Source organism: Psychrobacillus sp. FSL H8-0510 (assembly GCF_038008345.1).
Lineage (GTDB): Bacteria > Bacillota > Bacilli > Bacillales_A > Planococcaceae > Psychrobacillus > Psychrobacillus psychrotolerans.
Genome location: NZ_JBBOYZ010000001.1, coordinates 1,276,957 through 1,299,548, shown reverse-complemented (window position 1 = coordinate 1,299,548; position 22,592 = coordinate 1,276,957). Strand labels below are relative to the sequence as shown.

At 35.9% G+C, this 22,592-nt stretch carries 26 protein-coding genes; all 26 read right to left on the bottom strand.

Annotation, left to right across the window (positions count from 1 at the left end):
• Window position 1 precedes the first annotated feature (1 nt).
• The 26 genes from MHI40_RS06260 to fliG all read right to left on the bottom strand — a co-directional run bounded on the left by MHI40_RS06260 (window position 2) and on the right by fliG (window position 22,493).
• The gene (locus MHI40_RS06260; RefSeq protein ID WP_093535111.1) at window positions 2–631 is read right to left on the bottom strand and encodes a chemotaxis protein CheC; all 630 of its coding nucleotides are present in this window, start codon (window positions 629–631) and stop codon (window positions 2–4) included.
• A gap of 3 nt (window positions 632–634) precedes the next feature.
• Complete coding sequence (locus MHI40_RS06255) at window positions 635–1,090, bottom strand: chemotaxis protein CheW (protein ID WP_093535113.1); 456 nt, start codon at window positions 1,088–1,090, stop codon at window positions 635–637.
• Between the two features lie 32 nt (window positions 1,091–1,122).
• Window positions 1,123–3,180, bottom strand: coding sequence for a chemotaxis protein CheA (locus tag MHI40_RS06250; protein ID WP_340761939.1), 2,058 nt, complete (start codon window positions 3,178–3,180; stop codon window positions 1,123–1,125).
• A gap of 13 nt (window positions 3,181–3,193) precedes the next feature.
• Window positions 3,194–4,240 (bottom strand): protein-glutamate methylesterase/protein-glutamine glutaminase, encoded by a 1,047-nt coding sequence (locus MHI40_RS06245; RefSeq protein ID WP_445678337.1) that lies wholly within the window; start codon window positions 4,238–4,240, stop codon window positions 3,194–3,196.
• Window positions 4,241–4,295: 55 nt separating this feature from the next.
• Window positions 4,296–5,162: a MinD/ParA family protein gene (locus tag MHI40_RS06240; protein ID WP_340761937.1), complete on the bottom strand. Its 867-nt coding sequence runs from the start codon at window positions 5,160–5,162 to the stop codon at window positions 4,296–4,298.
• Window positions 5,146–6,261: a flagellar biosynthesis protein FlhF gene (gene flhF / locus MHI40_RS06235; RefSeq protein ID WP_340761936.1), complete on the bottom strand. Its 1,116-nt coding sequence runs from the start codon at window positions 6,259–6,261 to the stop codon at window positions 5,146–5,148. The genes MHI40_RS06240 and flhF overlap by 17 nt, the downstream gene beginning before the upstream one ends.
• Window positions 6,258–8,291, bottom strand: a complete 2,034-nt coding sequence (gene flhA, locus MHI40_RS06230; RefSeq protein WP_340761935.1) for a flagellar biosynthesis protein FlhA — start codon at window positions 8,289–8,291, stop codon at window positions 6,258–6,260. Before flhA ends, flhF begins: the two co-directional genes overlap by 4 nt.
• Before the next feature lie 24 nt (window positions 8,292–8,315).
• Window positions 8,316–9,401, bottom strand: a complete 1,086-nt coding sequence (flhB, locus tag MHI40_RS06225; RefSeq protein ID WP_340761933.1) for a flagellar biosynthesis protein FlhB — start codon at window positions 9,399–9,401, stop codon at window positions 8,316–8,318.
• A 1-nt stretch (window position 9,402) separates the two neighbouring features.
• A complete protein-coding gene (gene fliR, locus MHI40_RS06220; RefSeq protein ID WP_340761932.1) occupies window positions 9,403–10,179 on the bottom strand; it encodes a flagellar biosynthetic protein FliR in 777 nt (258 codons plus the stop codon).
• Between the two features lie 4 nt (window positions 10,180–10,183).
• On the bottom strand, window positions 10,184–10,453 hold the full coding sequence (fliQ, locus tag MHI40_RS06215) for a flagellar biosynthesis protein FliQ (RefSeq protein WP_093263173.1): 270 nt from the start codon (window positions 10,451–10,453) through the stop codon (window positions 10,184–10,186).
• Window positions 10,454–10,465: 12 nt separating this feature from the next.
• Window positions 10,466–11,131, bottom strand: coding sequence for a flagellar type III secretion system pore protein FliP (gene fliP / locus MHI40_RS06210; protein ID WP_093535127.1), 666 nt, complete (start codon window positions 11,129–11,131; stop codon window positions 10,466–10,468).
• Entirely contained in the window at window positions 11,124–11,807 is a 684-nt protein-coding gene (locus MHI40_RS06205) for a flagellar biosynthetic protein FliO (RefSeq protein ID WP_340761931.1), read from the bottom strand. The genes fliP and MHI40_RS06205 overlap by 8 nt, the downstream gene beginning before the upstream one ends.
• A 4-nt stretch (window positions 11,808–11,811) precedes the next feature.
• Entirely contained in the window at window positions 11,812–12,174 is a 363-nt protein-coding gene (locus MHI40_RS06200; RefSeq protein WP_093535132.1) for a response regulator, read from the bottom strand.
• A 19-nt stretch (window positions 12,175–12,193) separates the two neighbouring features.
• Entirely contained in the window at window positions 12,194–13,360 is a 1,167-nt protein-coding gene (fliY, locus tag MHI40_RS06195; protein WP_340764410.1) for a flagellar motor switch phosphatase FliY, read from the bottom strand.
• Entirely contained in the window at window positions 13,353–14,351 is a 999-nt protein-coding gene (fliM, locus tag MHI40_RS06190; protein WP_093535134.1) for a flagellar motor switch protein FliM, read from the bottom strand. The genes fliY and fliM overlap by 8 nt, the downstream gene beginning before the upstream one ends.
• Window positions 14,352–14,378: 27 nt before the next feature.
• On the bottom strand, window positions 14,379–14,810 hold the full coding sequence (fliL, locus tag MHI40_RS06185; protein ID WP_340761930.1) for a flagellar basal body-associated protein FliL: 432 nt from the start codon (window positions 14,808–14,810) through the stop codon (window positions 14,379–14,381).
• A complete protein-coding gene (locus tag MHI40_RS06180) occupies window positions 14,800–15,021 on the bottom strand; it encodes a flagellar FlbD family protein (RefSeq protein ID WP_340761929.1) in 222 nt (73 codons plus the stop codon). Before MHI40_RS06180 ends, fliL begins: the two co-directional genes overlap by 11 nt.
• Before the next feature lie 68 nt (window positions 15,022–15,089).
• The gene (gene flgG / locus MHI40_RS06175) at window positions 15,090–16,010 is read right to left on the bottom strand and encodes a flagellar basal body rod protein FlgG (protein WP_340761928.1); all 921 of its coding nucleotides are present in this window, start codon (window positions 16,008–16,010) and stop codon (window positions 15,090–15,092) included.
• An 83-nt stretch (window positions 16,011–16,093) separates the two neighbouring features.
• Window positions 16,094–16,474 (bottom strand): TIGR02530 family flagellar biosynthesis protein, encoded by a 381-nt coding sequence (locus MHI40_RS06170; protein WP_340761927.1) that lies wholly within the window; start codon window positions 16,472–16,474, stop codon window positions 16,094–16,096.
• A 15-nt stretch (window positions 16,475–16,489) separates the two neighbouring features.
• Complete coding sequence (gene flgD / locus MHI40_RS06165) at window positions 16,490–17,131, bottom strand: flagellar hook assembly protein FlgD (RefSeq protein WP_340761925.1); 642 nt, start codon at window positions 17,129–17,131, stop codon at window positions 16,490–16,492.
• A gap of 3 nt (window positions 17,132–17,134) precedes the next feature.
• Window positions 17,135–18,343, bottom strand: a complete 1,209-nt coding sequence (locus MHI40_RS06160) for a flagellar hook-length control protein FliK (RefSeq protein ID WP_340761924.1) — start codon at window positions 18,341–18,343, stop codon at window positions 17,135–17,137.
• A 32-nt stretch (window positions 18,344–18,375) separates the two neighbouring features.
• Entirely contained in the window at window positions 18,376–18,930 is a 555-nt protein-coding gene (locus MHI40_RS06155; RefSeq protein WP_340761923.1) for a MotE family protein, read from the bottom strand.
• A gap of 8 nt (window positions 18,931–18,938) precedes the next feature.
• Window positions 18,939–19,388, bottom strand: a complete 450-nt coding sequence (gene fliJ / locus MHI40_RS06150) for a flagellar export protein FliJ (RefSeq protein WP_093535150.1) — start codon at window positions 19,386–19,388, stop codon at window positions 18,939–18,941.
• Entirely contained in the window at window positions 19,389–20,711 is a 1,323-nt protein-coding gene (gene fliI / locus MHI40_RS06145) for a flagellar protein export ATPase FliI (protein WP_340761921.1), read from the bottom strand.
• A 5-nt stretch (window positions 20,712–20,716) separates the two neighbouring features.
• Complete coding sequence (gene fliH, locus MHI40_RS06140; RefSeq protein WP_340764408.1) at window positions 20,717–21,496, bottom strand: flagellar assembly protein FliH; 780 nt, start codon at window positions 21,494–21,496, stop codon at window positions 20,717–20,719.
• Entirely contained in the window at window positions 21,480–22,493 is a 1,014-nt protein-coding gene (gene fliG / locus MHI40_RS06135) for a flagellar motor switch protein FliG (protein ID WP_093535156.1), read from the bottom strand. The genes fliH and fliG overlap by 17 nt, the downstream gene beginning before the upstream one ends.
• Window positions 22,494–22,592: the final 99 nt, after the last annotated feature.

The following is a 22,592-nucleotide window of genomic DNA, read 5'->3' as shown; positions in this document are numbered from 1 at the left end:
ATTAGCTAACTCCTAAAGCTTTAAAAATAGCTTCAAATGATTCTGGATCCGGCAATAAAAAGAAATGCCCTTTCACACTTTCCTCATTCGGAACATCTTCTTCATTGATAGCAGTATCAATTACAATAACATAATCACTTACATGGGATAACTCTACCAATCCAAAACTAATAATAGCCCCTACCATATCTACGCTTAGGGCAGGCACAGTAGGATATATTTTTAAAGAAGTAAAATCTGATAGTGCAGATAGATAAGAACCAGAAAGTATATTACCAAGCTCTTGCATGGCAGAGACACCTATTTCAGAAACTTCACCTGTTTGAAAATCGAAGCCCTCATCTTGTATCAATCTTCGGATAAATCGATTTGCTTGTTCTACAGGTAGTACAAAGAACATGCTACCTGTTACATCTCCTTCAATCCGAAGATAAATACCAGCAACAACCCTCTCCGGACCTCCCGCTAAATCCATCATGTCATCAAAGGATACCATTTCTACTTTTGGAACCTTCATATCAATCTTTTTGTTTAACAATGTCGATAATGCCGTTGCAGCATGCGCAGCACCAATATTTCCTATTTCCTTTAAGACATCTAAATGTATAGAAGTTATTTTATTATCGTACATTTATTAAACTCCTGACTTTATAGGATTTAACACAAGATTTAAGTTCAGTAGTATTAAAAGGCGGCTATCGATTTTAGCTACTCCAGCTATAAAATCTGATTCCATTCCACCAACCACTTCAGGCTGTGGTTCAATTGCATCAAGAGGTATATCTAATACATCATTAGCAGAGTCAACAATTACACCGACATTCATATCATCCAACGTAATTATAATAATACGAGTAGATTCACCTAAACTGCTCTCACCTAATCCAAAGCGATTCTTTAAGTCTATTATAGGAGTAACTACTCCTCGTAAGTTGATAACTCCTTTTACAAAGTCTGGAGTTTTAGGCACACGTGTAATATATATAAGTTTTTCAATGCCTTGTACCTGACTAACAGGTATAACATACTCTTTATCTGCCAATTGAAAAACGACTACTTTTAAATTTTTATAATCTACGGCTTCTGTCATAATGCTATCTCATCCTTTCTAATTGATGCTCTTTAACTGATTAATGCATTACAATCTACAATAAGTGCTACTTTACCATTACCTAAAATAGTTGCACCAGAGATTGCGAACACACTTGATAAATATGCACCAAGTGATTTTAAAACGATCTCTTGTTGACCGATAAACGAATCTACTACAAGACCAGCCATTTTGTCTCCTTTACGAACAAGAACAACCGAATGGAATTCATCATCAGTACTTTCTCTCGGAACATCAAAAACATTTTCTAAAAATACTAGTGGAACAACTTTCCCACGGAAATCAATCACTTTTTGGTTATGAGCATTTAAAATATCAGAAGAACGTATAATAGCAGTCTCAATAATAGAAGATAGCGGGATTGCGTAAATTTCTTCCCCAAGTTCTACTAGCATTACGGAAATGATAGAAAGTGTTAACGGTAATTGGATAGAAAATAGAGAACCTTTTCCTTCCGTCGACGAAATATCTATAAAACCACCAAGAGATTCAATCGTCGTTTTTACAACGTCTAAACCAACTCCCCTACCCGAAACATCTGAAATAACATCGGCAGTAGAGAAACCGGAAGAGAGAATAAGCTCTGCTACTTGTTTATCACTTAGTGTTTGCGCTACTTCATTGGATACAATTCCTTTTGCTATAGCTTTTTTCAACACTTTCTCACGGTTAATACCTGCTCCATCATCCTCAATCTCGATAAATACATGATTTCCGCTATGGTATGCACGGAGAACAACTGTACCTTCCTCTGGTTTACCTTTAGCTAAACGAATTTCAGGACTTTCAACACCATGATCTAGAGAGTTTCTAATTAAGTGAACAAGAGGATCTCCAATTTCATCAATGACGGTACGATCTAATTCAGTTTCTGCCCCAATAACTTCTAAATTGATCTTTTTGTTTAAATCACGCGCTAATTGACGTACCATTTTCGGGAATCTATTAAATACCGTTTCTACTGGAACCATACGCATATTTAATATAATATTTTGAAGGTCACCAGTGATACGGGACATGCGTTCTACTGTTTCATCTAGTTCGCTATTGTGTAAATCCTCAGAGATTGATTGTAGACGACCACGATCAATTACTAACTCCTCAAACAAATTCATCAATACATCTAAACGTTCTATATTTACACGAATAGTTTTACTAGACTGAACTTGATTGCTTTTAGAAGTAGGAGATTTTTCAGTAGTTTTTACTGCCACTACCTCTTGACTACCTTCTATAACTTCTGTTTTTTCCGAAAATGGAGTCTCTTCTACTTTAGCACCCTCGATATTATTGCGTTTTTTCAGTTGCTCTAATGTAACTGAGTTAACTAGTACTTCTGTTACTTCAGATACCTTCATCAATTTCTTCTGCACATCTTCGGAAGGCTCATTTGTAACTAGAGCTACATAGAAAATTTCATCAAAATCTTCTCCTTCTAACTTCTCAACGGAGGGTGAAGATTTTATAACATCTCCCATTTTCTCTAATAATTCAAAGACCATATATACTCTTGCAGCCTTTAGTAAGCAATCTTCGCGCAGCTTGACAGAAATTTCATACGTAGAGAAATCCTGTTCGACTGATTGTTCTATAACTGTCATTTCATAATCATCATAAGACAACCAATTTTCTTGAGAAATATTACTTTCTACAGTGGATTCTACTGTAGTTGCAGCAACTGGAATGTCTTCTCCTGTTTCTATTCTATGTAGCTTTTGAACAGTATCTGTTACATCCAGATTTCCTTTTCCACCAGAAGCAATATCCATTACCATCTCTTCTAATTGATCTACAGCAATGAAAACAACGTCTAATAATTCTACTGTTACATGCAAACGCCCGTTTCTAATTTCATCTAAAATGTTTTCCATTTTATGTGTTAAATTAGCGATATCCTCATACCCCATCGTTGCGGACATACCTTTTAAAGTATGTGCAGAGCGGAATACTTCATTAACAATTGCAATGTTTTCAGGATTTTTTTCTAATTCTAGTAAATGTTCATTGCAGGCTTGTAAATGTTCCTTACTTTCTTCTATAAACATTTCAAAATATGGATTTGTATCCATTGATTAACACCCCTTAAGGTAGATATTGTATGATAGTTTTTGCTATTTGATCTAAATCTACTACTTCATTTACTAAATTAGTTTCTACTGCAGCTTTAGGCATTCCATATACAATACATGTACTCGCCGATTCTGTTATAGCTACAACGTTTCCACTATTTTTTAACTGCTTTAGACCGAGAGATCCATCAGATCCCATTCCTGTCATAATAACGGCAATTTTGTCGAAATCATTGAACTGACTATTATCTTCAAAAAGTACATCTACCGCTGGTCTATGTCCTGCTCGAGGCGGTTCTTTGTCATCTAGAACGATGTAATAGGCCGAAACTCTTTTCTGTATACGCATATGAAAGCCACCAGGTGCTATATACGCGTGTCCATCTTGTAGTAAATCCCCATCTTCTGCTTCTTTTACCTCAATTTCAGATAATTGATTGAGCCTATGTGCCAAAGACTTTGTAAATCCAGCCGGCATATGTTGAACGACTAATACAGGAGCTTTCATATTCTTTGGAAGTTTTGTAATTACTTCCTGAAGAGCTCGAGGTCCTCCTGTTGAAGTACCAATTAAGACCATTTTCTTATTGGCCTTGTCCCATTTAACAGTATTAGTATTCTCAGGTATATTCCTCAATTCGATACTTTTTGATATTCCATTACTGGTAGGCAATGATGAGCGTTTCTGCATTTTGTTAATGGATACTTGTGCAGCATGTTCCACTTTTTCTACTAATTCCACTTTGACCTTATGTAAATCTAAGGAAATAGTACCACTTGGTTTTGCGATAAAATCCACAGCGCCATAATCCATCGCTTGCATCGTGCTTTCCGCTCCACTTTTCGTCGTACTGGAAAGCATTACAACAGGAACAGGTGTTTCTAACATTATTTGGCGGAGCGCCTCCAAACCATTCATCACAGGCATTTCAACGTCCATAGTGAGAACATCTGGTTGTAGAGTTTTAATTTTTTCGATTGCGTCTTTTCCATTTCTTGCGATCCCAACTACCTCTATCGATTTACTATCGACAAAGAAATCACTGATAAGTTTTCGCATGAATGCAGAGTCATCTACAACTAATAACTTCTTTTTTGACTTATTGTCCACAATCTCACGTCCTTCCTGAAAAAAGACTTTTTAACCGAGATATGAAATTAGTTTGCTTAGGTGTAGCTTCTATTGCATCTTCCAAGTCGGTAAATGTATAGACTATCTTTTTTAACTTTTTCGTTATTTCAGCTTGTGGATATAAGATAGAAAATGGGGTTTGTTCCCTTACTGCCTTTCGAACGACTGTATCTTCGGGCAATACACCTAATATTGTAATTTCTTTGGAGAGAAACTTGGACATAACTAGTTTTAATCTCCCTGTTGTTTCAGCCCCTTCTTCATCGCTAAAGGCTCTATTGCAAATAAGATAGAAATTTTTTTCAGAATCTTTATAGTAAATGTATTTCATCATAGAATATGCATCCGTAATAGAGGTAGGCTCCGCTGTCGTAATGACGATAATATCGTCCACAGACATTAACAAATCTAATGTCTGACTTGTTGCACCGGCCCCCATATCAAAAACAATGTAGTCAAAGCTTTTCTGTAAATATTCGAAAGCCTCTATTAAGCGATTGAACATTTCATCTGTCCACTCCATCACACCACTTAACCCAGAACCTCCAGATATATATTGCAAGCCATTTGGACCTTCAAACAACACAGATTCTATTGGCTGTTCTCCAACTAAATAATCTTTCAAGTTATATTGAACGGATTTTCCTAATAAAATATGAATATTGCCCATTCCAATATCCATATCAATTAGCACCACTTTTTTGCCATGCCCACTTAAAGTTGTGCTGAAATTTATAGAAAAATTACTTTTTCCAACTCCACCTTTACCGCTAACTACCGCTAAGGAACGGCCAAGCCTGTTTTGATTACGTAGCATTTTCATTCTAAGTTCTTCAGCTTGATCTCTCATAGCGAATCCCCTTTAAAAACAATTTGAGTAATTCTTCAAGACTAGCTTCCATAATATCTTCCGGGACTTCTTGACCATCCGTATAGTAAGCAAGTCCCTTATTATATTTAACCATTAAATTGATAATTGAGCCAATAGTATTTGTTTCATCTATCTTCGTAAAGATAAATTTATCAATAGGAAATTCACTAAATTGTTCTATTATCACTTCCATGTCTTTTTGTTTAGATGTAGACGAGAGTACTAGGAAGGTTTCCGTGTCCACTTCAAATTCGATTAGCTTTTGCAAATCTCTTACAAATTTAGTTTCTTTAAAATTCCTACCAGCTGTATCGATAAAAACGATATCTAAATGTTCGAACTTTACCATGGCTTCTTGTAAATCTTTTTCGTTATATACAATTTCTAATGGAGATTGTAATAATCCAGCATAGGTTTTTAGTTGTTCAATAGCTGCAATCCGATATGTATCGGTCGTAATAAAGCCAACCTTTTTCTTTTTTTCTAAAATTGCACGTGCAGCTATTTTAGCAATCGTAGTCGTTTTGCCTACACCTGTTGGTCCAAGTACATTTATATATTTTTTAGTATACGAAATTCCACCAAACGGAAGATGCTCCATTTGAGTTTGGAGAGAATTTTTGGTTAGTCTAAGTTGATCTTCTATTTCAAAAGCATCAGTATTCTTTTTATGATGCACAAAAAGCTCATCACAAACAGATGTGATCAGCTCCTCTGACAATTCTTGCTCTTCTAAAAAGTCCATAAGAGTTTTCATCTCAGCTGGGTATGAACTTAACATTTCCGGAATTTTAATATTCTTAACCAATTGTTTTAAGTCTGCTAATTCTTTTTGGATCTCTATAGAAACATTTTGTTGTTCTTGAGACACCATAGTTGGCATCTCAAATGTATTATTCGGTTGTTCGATTGTATCCATTCCAGCTAACACTTCAATAGATTTTTTCTTGAACAAACCTAGAAAACCTTTAGAAAAGACTACTTTAGAACTTAGTATAACTGCTTCATCACCAAGTTCTTTACGAATTAATTTCATTGCTTCGGGCATAGTACTAGCCGTATATTTTTTCATCTTCAATCTACATTCACCACCCCGACACTTTGTACCTCAATGGAGGATTCCAATTCATTATAGGAAAGAATTGGGACTTGAGGGAAATATCTTTCCGTCATTTGTCTAACATACATTCTTACTGCAGGAGAACAAAGAATAATTGGAGACTGTTCCATCATGGAAGCTCGCTCTATTTCTTTTGCCATAGACTCCAATATCGCTTGTGAATCATTAGGATCAATGGATAAATAGTTCCCATGTTCTGTTTGTTGAATACTGTCGGCAATAAGTTTTTCTACTTTTCCGGAGACTGTTAATACTTTTAGTACATTGTTATTTCCAGCATATTGAGTTGTAATCTGCTTCGCTAGAGATTGTCTTGCGTATTCTGTTAATACATCGGCATCCGATGTCATTTTTGAATAGTCAGCAAGTGTCTCAAAAATGATTGGCAAGTTTCGAATAGATACATGCTCTCTTAGTAAATTGCTCAATATTTTTTGAATTTCTCCTACAGTTAATGGAGTAGGTGTTAACTCGTCTACTAAAATTGGATATGTCTCTCTAATATGGTCTATTAATTGTTTTGTTTCTTGACGACCTAATAATTCATGTGCATTATTACGGATAATTTCTGTCATATGTGTCGAAACAACACTTGGAGGATCGACAACGGTATATCCTAGTATCTCCGCTTCCTCTTTGACAGATTCCGTTATCCATTTAGCAGGTAATCCAAAGGAAGGTTCTACAGTATCTATCCCTTCAATCGAATCATCATCACCAGGACTCATCGCTAAATAATGATCTAAAAGAAGTTCACCTCTAGCCATTTCATTACCTTTTATTTTTATTCGATATTCGTTTGGTTGAAGTTGAATATTATCTCGTATTCTCACTACTGGAATAACTACACCTAATTCAAGTGCTAGTTGTCTACGAATCATTACAACACGATCAAGTAAATCTCCGCCTTGGGCAGCATCCACTAATGGAATCAAACCATAACCAAACTCGAATTCTATTGGATCTACATTTAGCAGATTAATGACATTTTCAGGACTCTTCATATTATCCGTTGTAACTTCCTCTTCAAATTCTTCCAACTCTTCAGGACCCTCTTGACTAGCCTTACTTATCATATAAGCTCCTACGGCAAGTGCAATAGCAATAGGTAAAGTTAAGACTAAACCAATCGGGGTTACAATACCTAAAAGCGTTATTGTCACGGCTGCAACGTAAAGAAGTTTTGGCTGATTGAACAATTGCCCTGTTATATCTCCCCCCAGATTACCTTTAGATGCAGCTCTTGTTACAACAATCCCTGTAGCTGTGGATATTAATAATGCTGGTATTTGAGAAACAAGACCGTCCCCAACTGTAAGAGTAGAAAACAGAACTGCGGCTTCCCCAAAAGGAAGTCCAAATTGAACAACACCAATAATAATTCCGAATAACAAGTTTATTATAACGATAATAATACCCGCAATGGCATCCCCTTTTACGAACTTTGTTGCCCCGTCCATAGCTCCGTAGAAGTCCGCTTCGCCACTAACCTTTTCACGTCTTTCACGAGCTTCTTTCTCAGAAATCATCCCTGCATTTAAATCCGCATCAATACTCATTTGTTTACCAGGCATAGCATCAAGTGTAAAACGAGCTGCAACCTCAGAAACACGCTCCGCACCTTTTGTAATTACGATAAAGTTGATAATAACCAAAATAGCAAATACGACTAAACCAACGAGCATATTCCCACCTGTAACAAAGGTACCAAAGGTTTCAACTACTTTACCTGCATCACCTTCTGCTAAAATTGCTCTTGTTGTAGAAATATTTAATGCAAGCCTAAATAAAGTAACAAGTAGAACGATAGTTGGAAATACAGAGAACTCTAAAGCTTCTTTCATATTCATAGCAGTCATTAATATTAATAACGCTATTGTAATATTTATAATAATAAGAAAACTTATTAACCAATGAGGAAGAGGTATTACGAGCATCGCCACTATAGATATTACAGCTGCCAATACGGTTATATCACGGACTTGCATTTACTTCCACCTCTAACTTTGCCTTTAAATTTTTTGTTTAATACGATACACATAAGCTAATACTTCAGCAACTGCTTTGAAAAACTCATCTGGAATACGTTGACCTACTTCTACTTGGTCATACATTGAACGAGCTAGTGGTCTATTTTCTACCATGACCACGTTATTTTCCTTAGCAATTAGTTTTATCTTTTGTGCAACGAAATCGGCACCTTTTGCAACTACTGTTGGAGCTTCCATTGATTCATCATCATATTTTAGAGCAATAGCAAAATGTGTTGGATTTGTAATAACAACATCTGCTGTAGGGATTTCTTGCATCATCCGACGCATTGCCATTTCCCTTTGTCTTTGCCGTATACGTGACTTTATAATTGGATCCCCATCCGAGTTTTTATGTTCATCTTTAATGTCCTGCTTAGACATCTTCAGATTTTTTTCATAGTCAAATTTTTGATAAAAGAAATCTAAAATGGATATGAACAACAATACACAGGATGCAGCTATACCCATAGTTCCGGTTAACCATCCAACAGTGGAGAGTGTATCCCAACCTGTTTTGAATGAAAGAGATAAAACCTGTTCCAGATTCATCCACAATATTAAAGTAGTTACAGAACCAATAAATGATATTTTTAAGATAGATTTTAATAGCTCTATAATTGCTTTAATCGAAAAGATCCTTTTGAGACCTTTTATAGGATCAATCTTTTTTAGATCAAATTTCAATGGTTCTGTCGTAAATAGCAGTCCAAACTGAAAGAAATTTGCCGCTATAGCCGCTACTACAGCCACTAACATGATTGGTAGAAGAACCATAGCCATTTCAATTAACATATCCTTATAAATAATGATTGCAGTATCAATAGTCAGTGTTTCTATCAACATATAATGAGTAAATGCAACACTAAAAAATGTAAATATCTCTGTTCTTAAAAAACCAGCAAAGAAAAACAGAAAAACAAAAACAGAGAGTAACACAATGGCACTTGTTACATCTGGACTCTTTAAGACTTGCCCTTTTTTACGAGAATCTTCTCTCTTTTTAGGAGTAGCTTTTTCTGTTTTTTCTCCCGCAAAAAACTGTAGATCTAAGCGTAGAGCATTCATATTAGCCACCACCTAAAATTATCATCAAGTCACGCATTGCGACGACCAAAATTTCAAACATTTTCTGAATCACTGCCATTAGTACAGCCATCATCACGAGAAGGACTAAAAACCCTACACCTATTTTTATCGGATATCCTATGACAAAAATATTTAACTGTGGTACCGTTCTCGCGGTTATACCAAGAGCTACGTCCACAAGAAATAGTGTCGCAACTATTGGTATAGACATTTGAAATGCAACAGCAAAAACGCCAGCAAAAGTTTTCATAATAAATTCCACATAATTTTCTTGCCCAAAAGCTGGCCAGACCATTTCCATCGGCATAAATTGATAGCTATAGAAAATACCATCCAACAACAAATGATGACCATTTAGTGCCAATAACAACAATAGAGCTAAAGTATTCAAGAACTGACCAATTAAAGGACTTTGTGCACCTGTCTGTGGGTCAATAACGTTAGCCATTGCAAATCCCATCTGAAAATCGATAAATCCACCCGCAATTTGAACGGCTGACATAATGATATAGGCTAGTAAACCTATAAATAATCCAGATATAACTTCTTTAATGATTAACAGAATATAATCTCCATTTATTTCAAACGGTTCTACATCCAACGTATAATACATCATCCAAGATAGAACTACAGCAAATGCTATCCGATGTGATGCCGGTATTGTTCGATGTGAGAATAATGGTAACACTACAAAAAATGCGGTTACACGGGCAACGATTAGTAAAAATACAGTTAAATTCGGTAAAATTTCATCCATCGTATCAACCAATGTATCTTATCAAATTCTCAAAAATATCTGCTGCATAAGAAGTTACTTGTGAAAGCATCCATGGACCAAAGAAAACGATAGCTACTAAAACTGCAACAATTTTAGGCACAAATGCAAGAGTTTGTTCCTGGATTTGTGTGGTCGCCTGAAAAATACTTACCGCAAGACCTGTTATTAAAGCAACTAAAAGAAGAGGACCTGATGCAAGAAGAATGACCCAAATTGCTCGTTCGGCAATTGAAATTACCATTTCATTATTCAATACAATCAGCTCCTAAAAACTTTGTAATATAGACTTCATCACTAAATACCATCCATCTACCAATACAAACAATAATATTTTAAACGGTAAAGAGATCATAACTGGCGGTAACATCATCATACCCATTGACATCAGTACACTCGCCACAATCATATCAATAACTAAAAAAGGGATAAAAATCATAAATCCAATTTGGAAAGCTGTCTTAATCTCACTAAGTGCAAAAGCAGGCACCATCACCGTTAACGGAATATCCTCTAATGTTTCAGGTCTTTCTGCTTCTGAATATCTTAAGAAAAGTTCCAAATCTTTTTGTCTTGTATGCTTACTCATGAACTCTTTGAAGGGACCACTAGCATTTTCATAAGCCTCTTCTAAAGTAATATCTTCATTAAACAAAGGCGTTAATGCATCTTCGTTGACTTGTTGTAATGTAGGAGCCATGATGAAAAATGTTAAAAATAACGCTAACCCAACTATCACTTGGTTCGGAGGCATTTGGTTAGTCGCTAGTGCAGTTCGTACAAATGATAAAATTATAACTATTCTAGCAAAAGAAGTCATTAATATTAATATACTAGGAGCTAAAGATAAGACCGTTAGTAAAAGCATCAATTTTATAGATGTGGAAAGATTCCCCGGGTCGCTGTCCGAAAAAAACTGGACAAATTCATTCATTGTTATCGCGCTCCTTCGTCTTCCAATCCTTTAATACATTACTACGGTCTTTTTGAATATCTTGAAGTCTCTTTTGGAATGTCTCCTTAAATGAAGGTTGTTTACTTTCCTTCTTCTGTGAGGTTCCTTTGTCTTTCAAGCGACCAACTATCTCAAATATGTAAGGAATACTTTTTTCAATATCTATTTTTGCTTCATATATTTTTGTTAAATTTTCTATCTCTACTGGATCGGTTATTTCTTTTAACAAAGTAATATCTTCGCCAATACCAACCAAAAATATAGAATTACCTACTTGCATTAGCTGTAATGATTTACCTTGACCTACCCCGACCCCACCTAAATTCTGAATAAGCTGGTTGGTTTGAAAGGTTTTGTTTCTACTATTTACAAAACGAAGTACACCGTAAAGTAAAGCAATAACAAACAAAAGGGCAAACACCATTTTAATGTAATCCCATGCTGTAACAGAAACACCTGCAGAAACGGGTTCTGTCGTTTCTGTAGTATCTGGGGTTTCTTCTATAATTGCTTCAGAATCTTTTTCATTTTTGGAATTATTGTTATTTAGGTATTGTTCAACACTTTCATTTGAATCTACCTCTGCTTTCACAACAAGCTGAGTTCCAAAAGTTAAAAAAAGAAATACACTTAAAACGAGGGGAAATTTCCTCATGTCATTACCCTAAAGCTTTGGAAATAGCTTCAATTACACGATCCGCTTGGAAAGGCTTAACGATGAAATCTTTTGCTCCAGCTTGGATTGCATCAATAACCATCGCTTGTTGGCCCATTGCTGAACACATAATGATTGTCGCAGTCGGGTCTTTTGCTTTAATCTCTTTCAAAGCTGCAATTCCATCCATTTCTGGCATTGTTATATCCATCGTTACTAAATCTGGTTTAAGCTCATTGTACTTTTCAATTGCTTGAACTCCATCTCCAGCTTCACCTACAACTTCAAAACCATTTTTGCTTAAAATATCTTTAATCATCATTCTCATAAAAGCTGCGTCATCTACTACTAAAATTCTTTTCGACATAATATGTCTCCTCCAGTGCTTATCTTAAATTGTTTATACGTTCTGCTTGACTTAAAATATCTGTAATACGTACACCAAAATTCTCATCAATAACAACGACTTCCCCTTTGGCTACATGTCGATTATTGACAAGAATATCAACAGGCTCTCCAGCCAGTTTGTCGAGTTCAATGATGGAGCCACTTGTTAGTTCCAAAATCTCTTTTACAGTTCTCTTAGTACGACCTAATTCTACTGTTACTTGGAGAGGAATATCAAGTAGTAAATTTAAATTTCTCGATTCATTTTGCGATAAACTCGGCGCTTCAAAGCTTGCAAATTGTGCTTGTTGCACTTCCACTGGCGGTGCCTGCGGTCGTGTTTGCTGCTGAGTATACTGTATTGGCGCTTGCGAAGGCACTTCATGTACTTGTTGTGTTTGCATGGAAGGCTGCTGTTGAACAGGCGCTTGATATACCTTTTCTTCTGTAATAGTAGCCGCTAATTCAGGTTCATCTTCTCCTATTAAGGATTTCACTAAGCTTTGCCCAAATTCTAATGGTAGTAGTTGCATAATATTAGAATCGATTAAATCTCCAATTTTAAGACGGAAAGATATTTTAATAAGTAACTCATTTTCAGGGATGGCATCTGTTCCTTCCCCTTCCATAAGATTCATAAGGTCGATCGTAGGCGGTGAAATATCTACTTTTTTGTTGAAAACGGTAGACATTGATGTTGCTGCGGAACCCATCATTTGGTTCATCGCTTCTTGAACTGCGCTTAACTGAATTTCACTAAGTTCGGGCTTTGGATCTAATCCATCCCCACCAAGCATTAAGTCTGCAATAATTGCAGCATCCGATTGTTTTATAACGAGAAGATTCATACCGATTAGTCCAGCAGTATATTGTACTTGCACTGCAACATATGGATGAGGAAACTCTTCTTGTAGTTTTCTACTATTGATCATACTAATACTAGGTGTAGTAATATCTACTTTTTGTCCTAAAAGTGAAGACAGGGCTGTAGCAGAACTACCAAATGAGATATTACCAATTTCACCAAGTGTGTCTTGAGCAAATGAATCTAAATAATCTTCTACATTTACATCTTCCATCTCTACTTCTTTCGAAGCTTCCTCATTTATATTCGTTCCTCTAAGGAGAGCCTCAATTTCGTCTTGGGAGAGCATATCATCACTCATCATCATCCTCTCCTCCTTTCACAGTTTCAATGACTTGTACAGCCATCCGTTTTTTTAGTTTTCCAGGTTGACCAATAAATTTAGGAATACCACCAACTTTAACAGTTAATGAGTCATCAATTTTAGTATTTAACTGAATGACATCTCCTAATTGTAAATACAATAAATCTTCTATAGATATATCCGTTGTCCCAATTTCTGCGACTATAGGTATTTCTGCAGCATTCACTCGTTTTTTCAGAACAGCTAATTGTTCAGGTGAAACTTCTTTTTTATTTGTTTGCATCCAATAACGCACAGATAAGTTCGGTACAATTGGTTCTAGAACTACATGAGGAATACAAATATTAATCATTCCACTTGTTTCACCAATAATTGTATTAAAAGATATTACAACAACTGTTTCATTGGGAGAAATCATTTGTAAAAATTGTGGATTAACCTCTAGCTCTGTTAATATCGGATCGATATCCGCAATATTTATCCAGGCTTCTCGTAAATTATCAAACGAACGCTCAAATAAATTCGTCATAATCTTCGTTTCAATTTCCGTTAAATTATCTACTTTTGTATGAGCTTGTCCTTTTCCACCCATCATTAGATCCAACATGGAGTAAGCAATATTCGGATTAATCTCCATCAAAATATTACCTTCTAACGGTGGTACTTCAAACACATTGATCAATGTCATATGTGGTACCGATCGAACAAATTCTTCGAAAGGTATTTGATCGACTGAAACGACCGAAATTTGTACGTATGTTCTTAACTGGGCAGAAAAAAATGTGGTTAATAGACGAGCAAAGTTTTCATGAATTCTCGTTAAACTTCGAATCTGATCTTTTGAAAAGCGAAGTGCTCTTTTGAAGTCATATGTCCTTATTTTCCTAGCTTCTTGTTCACTTTTCATTTCATCTGCTGTCATTTCACCTGTCGAGAGTGCACTCAACAACGCATCTATTTCCGATTGAGATAATATATCTCCTGCCAATCTGCCCACCTCCAATTTTTTAATACTTTATTGAATAATATAAGAAGTTATATAAACTTGTTGAATTTCTCCATCATCCATTAGCTCACCAATTTTTGTTTTAAGCGCTGATTCAAATACTGCTTTACCTTTTTTACCATCTAACTCTTCAGGAGTCATTTCAGATAGTTCTGTAATCACTATATTTTTTACTTGAAAATCCCGTTTAGTTAATTCTTCTGCCGCTTTAACGCTGTCCGTCTGGACCTTTAAAGATATACGGATAAATTTATTTGAAGCTAGATTAGTAGTTATCTCTGGTATATCTACAGAGGATTCGATAATTTCATCAATGGTCGGCTTATCATCTTTATCTGTCTTGTTTAACTGCATTACTATTAGCAAAGCTACTACCCCTACTAATGTAATCGATACTAAAATAATAAGCATAATGGTTAATAGTTTATTTTTACTCTTCATCTTGTTCACCTCTTATATGCGGGTTCGATAAAATATGTACTTCTTTGTAAAACTGAGATATTTTGGAGTATACTTCATCCCTTGATTCCAACGCTACATATTTATGACCATTTGTAAGTGTAATCGTCGTATCTGGAAAAGACTCCACAGTCTCTATGTACAGAGCATTTAACGAAAACTCCTTGCCGTTTAAACGAGTAAGCTTAATCATAATGAAGGGCCGGAACCATTTAGGAACGGCCCAACCCTCCCTTTCAAGTAAATTTAAAGTTTAATAGATTAACGTTTTAAGTTGATTAATTCTTCTAAAATAGAATCTGAAGTTGTAATAATACGAGTATTCGCTTGGAATCCACGTTGTGCAACGATCATGTCTGTAAATTCTTCTGACAAATCTACATTAGACATTTCTAGGAAGCCAGAGTTTATTGTTCCTGCACCATTGTCTGCTGCAAATGTATATAAGGGTGTTCCAGAATTACTAGTTGGAGTATAGTAGTTACTTCCTGACTTCTCTAGTCCACCGGCATTTGGAAACTTAGCTGTAACTAACTTACCGGCATTTTGAAGATTATTATTTGCATCCACAAAAGTTACAGTTCCATCTTGAGACACAGACATACTCTTAGCATTTGTTGGAATGCGAATCGGACCAACTCCAGTTGTTGGTAATGTGCCCCCAGGGACCGTATATGTTGGAGGACCTGTCACTGGTGCTGATGTTGCGCCTGTATTAGCTGCGTTTTCAGAGAAGCCGTATACATACTTTCCATCACCATTTACCAAATAACCATTTGCTTCCATATAAAAGTTCCCGGCTCTTGTATATTGTAAATTATCTAGAGTTACAGCAGTTCCTCCTGGTGTTGGAGTTGCCGAGGATTCACCAACAATAAAAAATCCGTCTCCCGAAAGTGCCAGGTCAAGAGTGTTACCTGTTGATTGCAAAGATCCTCCAGTATGAATAGTATCAATAGAAGCTAATTGAGATCCTAGACCAACTTGTTTTGCATTAACTCCACCTTGATTAGCTGAAGCTCCTGAAGCTCCTGAAGTAGTTTGTGATATCAAATCTTTAAATACGGTACGACCTTTTTTAAACCCGTAAGTGTTTACGTTTGAAATATTGTTACCTATTACATCCAATTTTGTTTGGAAGTTTTTTAAACCTGAAATTCCTGAGTACATTGAGCGAATCATATATTTTTTCTCCCTTCAATTTGCGTGCTAGCTTCTATCAGTCGGCTGCACATAGCATCCTTTACAGGTCCTGCCATTATTTGTTAGTTCAGTACGATTGTACCGTCAATATTTGTGAATAATTGGTTTTTCGCTTCCGTGCGATTCATTGCAGTAATGACAGTGGAATTTTTTGCACTGACGATTAATGCCGCTTGGTCCATCAATACGAGTGAGTCGTTCACACCTTTAGAGCGTGCTTCTGAAACTTTGTCACTTACTATTTGCCATTCTGCATCTGAAATATAAATATTTCTTTCTTGTAAACGTTGGTTGGCGTGTTTGCTTACTTTTAATTCTGTTTGAACAGATGCTTCATGTAAATGATGTAAGAAAGATTGTTTTGGTGAAGCTACCTGACTGGATGTGATTGGTTGACGGATTTTTGTTTGCAGCGGAACACGATTTATCGAAATATTGTCCATTGCAAGTCTCCGTTCTTATTGGATAGATATAAACTGGTCGGCTTTGATTGACACGTCTCCACCTAAATTATATACAATACTTCCATCTTTTTTTGAAACTGATTGTACCACTCCTGAGCTTACAGTATCCCCATTTTGATAACCTACTGTTTTACCAATGAGCATGCTAGCTTCTACTAAACTATTGGAATTAGAACTACCCGATAATACTTCTGAAATATTTCCAGGGTTTATCTTCTTTCCATCTGCTAACGTGAATTCCACGCTTCCTTCTACAAATTTAATACCTGTAATAGATCCAGTACCTTCGTTTGTAATCGGCTTTCCATCAGCATCTAATTTGTCTGTAAGTTCATGCCATTTAACTTCTTTGCCAACGAAATTACTAAACTCGATCATTTGGCTTTGCTCTTGTATAGCTGCAAATTCTTTAAAAGCAGTTGTTAAGTTAGTCATCTGTTCCAAAGATGAAAACTGCGCCATTTGTGATATGAATTGTGCATCATCCATCGGTTTAGTTGGATCCTGATTTTGCAGTTGTGTCATAAGGATTTTTAGAAATGCATCTTTCCCTAATTCGCCACTACCTGTGGTTTTTGTTGTTGGTGCTTTATTTGATAAATACATACCTTTAGTAATTGGGGTCATATCTGCCATCTATTAAACCTCCATATCTGTTAAGAAATCGTCAAAGGAAATTGGTGTTTCCTGACTTTCCGTATTTTTCTCTTCATTAGACTGCTCTTGCTGTTGTTGTTTAAAAGATTGTTGGAAGTTTTGCTGCTTCTCTTGTCTCACCGAGTCTTGTAAAGCCTGGCTAATCTCTAACTTTTCCAGTTGAATGTTTTGTCCTGCAAAACCTTGTCTCAATTGACTTGAGTTAGAATCCAACATTTCTTTACCTAAGGCAGTTGATGCTAGTATTCTTGCTGTTAACATACCGTCCTTTTGTATCAATTCAATTCGAATCGTACCTAGATGCTCTGGAAATAGCTTAAGAACTAGTCTATTTACACCGCCTGTTTGCCCAAACTGCACACGGTTCATTACTTTTTGTAATTCTTTTATAAATTCCTCTGACTGACCAGCCCTCTCAGTTGGTAAGGTTAAGGAAACTGATTCTACTTTTGTTTGAACTACTGTAGTAGTATTGCCTTGCAAATTTGATGTAATTTCTTTTGTTTCAGTTACAACTTCTGTTTGTAAAGTGTGAGCTGTTTGTTTCAGTACCATTTGAGTATGAATAATCGGTTGTTTTAATAGTTGTGGTGAGGAAATTGCTTCACTAGTTGGCATTTTACTTACTACTTCCTTCACATTTTCAAGCAACTGCTTCATATCAAAAAGTGTAGATTCTTCTTTAATGGTTAAATCCGATTTATTTCCTATTAACTGTACAGTTTTTAGGAATTCAACCGCTTGTTTTGCATCAGTTGGAGTACTCGGCCCTTGTCCATTTAGAGAAGAAATAATCGCATCTGTAAGTTTGGTTGGCTGTTCATTTATACCGGCTAGCAAATCCCAAACATTTGATTGTTGTATTTCTTCGTTCGTATTCAAATCACTGTCAGTACCTAATAATTTATCTAAAAGTCCTTTTAACTCTTTAGGATTTACAGTTAAATCTTCCGTTCCTAATACTGATTCTAGCTCTTCTATGGAAGTTGCATTTAGAATTGCTAACAGATCTTGGAGTACATTTCCAACGGGATTTACTTGTTCTGTAACAATCGGTTGTACTTGTGAATTGGATAAAATCTGTCCAAATACGGAACCGAACTTTTGACTGTTATTCATAGTCGTTTGTATTTTACTACTAGTTTGAATAGCAGCATTTACATTTGTACCTGTGGGCATTGCGATATTCACGTTTATATTCACCTCCCTTCAAATGGAAATAATTATTTCGTCATTAACTCTGTATATTTAGCAGCATCTTCTGGAGTCATTTTTTCATAAATGCTTGCTACCGTATCTGGTTTGAGACTTGTCAATATACGTAAAGCTTCCGCATCACTCATCTTTGTTATAACTGGAGCAGCCTTTTTTGCGGACATTTTTTCAAATGTAGAAACAACTTCAGCATAATCTCGTTTAGCACTTTCCTGATTCCTTGTTAATGTTGCAATTTCTTCTAACAATCTTTCTTGTTCTATTAATAATGCTTCCTTCTCAGTTGCAGAATTATCAAGTTCCATTTGAACTTTATCAATTCGAGCTTCTTTTTCTTGAATTTCAGCTTGTAACGAGACTACTCTTTCTTCTAGTACTTCTGTTTTTTTGTTTACTGTTAATACCTGCTCTTCACTAAAACCAGTTATCTCTTTTGCTTTTTCAAAAACATTTATATTTGCTATTTGAGCAAGTACCAGTAAGAGAAGTAAAGCAAATAAAAGAGGAATGATAAACCAATAAAAGAGCATTTTTATTTTACTTAAACCTTTTGCTTCAGCCATGCTTCTACTCACCTAATCTCTTTGTTTTGAAACTTTAAAGAAGATATTTCATCTAATTGAATCGTTTCTAGTCTTTGTTGCTCTTCTTGAAACTGTGATAGGTCTTTTTCTTTAATCTTCTCAAACTTTTTTACCTCTAATGACTTTTCGAGTAGCTTTTCTTCCATCCAATTCATTTTAGATCTTGCTTGGACAACTTCCTTTTGAACAACATCAATTCTTTTTTGAAGACCGTCGATATAATTCGAATAATGATGAATATTGTCTACTGAAAGGCCAGAAATAAGCAGATTGTTTTGAGTATCTGTTGTATCTTCTTTCTTTTTCAACAAATTATATAACTCTGTAGCAACCTTCTCGAAGGACGACACGGATTCTTTGTAAGCCAATTCCGTTTCTGATTTTTCTTGTTCTCGAATCGTTAGAACTTTAGCAAATTTAAACTGATAAGCAACCATTTATGAAACACCACCTGATAATTTCACTAATTCATCGACGGAAGAATCCAAAGATACTTTGTCTAAATACCCTTGTTTTAAAAAGGAAGTAATTAAAGGTTCATATTGTATAGCTTCATCAATCTCACGAGATGTCCCACGCTTATATGCACCAATATTAATAAGATCTTCTGATTTATCGTACGTGAAATATAAATCTCGTAATCTTTCCGCTGCTTTCACATGTTTGTCGTCCGATATATGATTCATCAATCGACTAATGCTTTTTAATACATTAATAGCAGGATACTGTCCCTTGTTAGCAAGTGAACGATCCAACACAATATGACCATCTAATATTCCGCGAACTGTATCAGCTATTGGTTCATTCATATCATCGCCATCTACCAATACAGTATAGAACGCTGTAATTGTGCCGTTTTCATTTGTGCCAGTTCGTTCAAGCAACTTAGGCAAGATAGAGAATACAGAAGGCGTATATCCTCTTGTAGCTGGAGGTTCTCCAACTGCAAGACCAACTTCCCGTTGTGCCATCGCTACACGAGTCACCGAGTCCATCATAAGCATTACGTTTAACCCTTTGTCTCGGAAGTATTCTGCAATAGCAGTAGCTGTAAAAGCACCTTTAATTCGCATTAATGCAGGTTGGTCAGAAGTAGCTGCTACGACAATCGATTTTTCTAAACCTTCTTTTCCCAAATCTCTTTCGATAAACTCTCGTACTTCCCTGCCGCGCTCTCCAATTAGTGCAATGACGTTTAAATCCGCATTAGTATTTCTAGCAATCATTCCAAGCAATGTACTTTTCCCTACCCCCGAGCCAGCAAAAATACCGACCCTTTGGCCTTTTCCAACAGTAAGCATTCCGTCAATTGCCTTAACACCTACTTCTATTTGCTCTTCAATAGGTGGTCTAGTTAAAGGATTTGGAGAATCTTTTTCTGTCCCAACAGTCATTAAACCCTTTGGTAAAACAGATCCATCAATAGGATTGCCCATGGAATCTAATACTTTTCCTATAAGTTCCGGCCCTACCTTAATCTCTAATGGACTATTCGTTCCTTCGACTAAACAACCAGTAGATATCTCTCTTATATTTGTATAGGGCATTAAGACGACAATTTCTTCCTTAAAACCAACAACTTCAGCAAGAATAATAGAAGCTCCTGTTTTGACGGAGTTTATATGGATTTTACATACATCACCAACGGAACTTTCAGGACCTTGTGATTCAATCATTAATCCAACAACACGACTAACTCGACCATATTTTTTAAATGTAGGTATATTCGAAATTTGTTGTATTAAATCTACAGCTTTCATCACATTCACTCCATATTGTCTAGAATATCCACAAGCTTACGTCGTAATTCTTGCACTTGCTCATCAATACTTACTACAATTCTTCCGTGATTTGTTTCTATATAACAATCAGTTTCATTCATATCTTCATCAACAAAAACCATAAATGGAACATCTACAGGGAAAATGGAGGAAAGCTCTTCTCTATTATTAGATACAAGTTCAAAGTAAGTGGGAGATACATATAGTTTAATCACTTTCATTTCTCTCGCTTCTTTTAAACCTCTTTTTACAATTGATAAAAATAGTTCTTCATTATCCTCTAGCTTCGTGGCAATAATTCTCTCTGCAGTTCGTAGTGCCAGTTCCAAAATGACCTGTTCTTGTTGTTGTAAATAATTCGCAGCATTCTCATGAGCAATTTCCATCGTATCATTAGCAAGTTTTAGCGAGCTTTGCATATCGGCTTGAGCTTTTAAACGTCCCTCTTCTAAGCCTTGTATAAAGGCTTCGTCATATGCCTGTTGCTGATAAACAATCTTTTCTTCTTCCCACGCATTCAACTGGTTTTCAACATATTGTTTCGTCTCTTCAATATCCTTTGTTAATAAAGCTCTTTTTTCTGCTATCTCTTGGTTTACCTGTTCCAACATTTTACTTCTCTCTTGTGTAAGAACATCTATCGTTAACGGCTCGTCTGTGTTCATCATTTCTTGAACATATAAATTCCTTATTTGAATGGGTTTGGTATTTTCCTTCGATTCACTCAAATATACATTTCGGAAAATTTTAGACAATGATGTCATCTCCTCCACCACGAGCAATTATTATTTCTCCTGCATCTTCAAGTCTTCTAATTACTGTTACTATTCTAGATTGTGCTTCCTCTACGTCACGTAATCGAACTGGACCCATAATTTCCATTTCTTCTTTAAATGTGTCAGCCATCCGTACAGACATATTACGGAAAATTACGTCTTTAACCTCTTCACTAGAAACCTTCATAGAAAGTAATAAATCTTCGTTTTCACAATCACGAATAACTCGTTGAATCGAGCGATTATCCAATGTAACAATATCTTCGAATACGAACATTCTTTTCTTAATCTCTTCTGCAAGTTCTGGATCTTGTATTTCTAAAGCATCTAAAATCGTTTTCTCCGTAGTTCTATCCACACCATTTAATACTTCTACGACAGCATCTATACCGCCTGTTTCCGTATAATCCTGTGTCACGGTTGAAGAAAGCTTGCGTTCAAGTACTGATTCTATTTCACTAATAACTTCAGGAGAAGTTGAATCCATCGTTGCTATTCGTTTAGCTATATCTGCTTGCATTTCCTGTGGTAAAGAGGAAAGAATAATTCCTGCTTGCTGCGCCTCTAAATAGGAAAGAATTAAAGCTATCGTTTGTGGGTGTTCATTTTGGATAAAGTTAAACAGTTGGGCAGGCTCTGCACGTCTGGCAAAATCGAATGGTCTCACTTGTAGAGAAGATGTGAGTCGATTGATAATTGCCTGAGCATGTTCCGTGCCTAATGCTTTTTCTAAAACTGTTTTTGCGTATCCAATACCCCCCTGTGAGATATAGTCTTGTGCTAATGCTATCGTGTGGAATTCTTCTATTATATCTTCTTTAATGTTAGGCTCTACTTTTTTTACACCTGAAATTTCAAGAGTTAAACGCTCAATTTCTTCTTCATTTAAATGTTTATAAATAGAAGCAGACACTTCAGGTCCGAGAGAAATTAATAAGAGCGCGGCTTTTTGTTTACCACTTAAATCTTTTTCTTTCTTGTTCACAGCCGTTCCCCCAATCAATTACGCCTCGGCGTACTTACATCAAGATTTTGAATCCGGCAAGCCGGATAATATTGTTTCAGAATCTATGACATTCGCCGG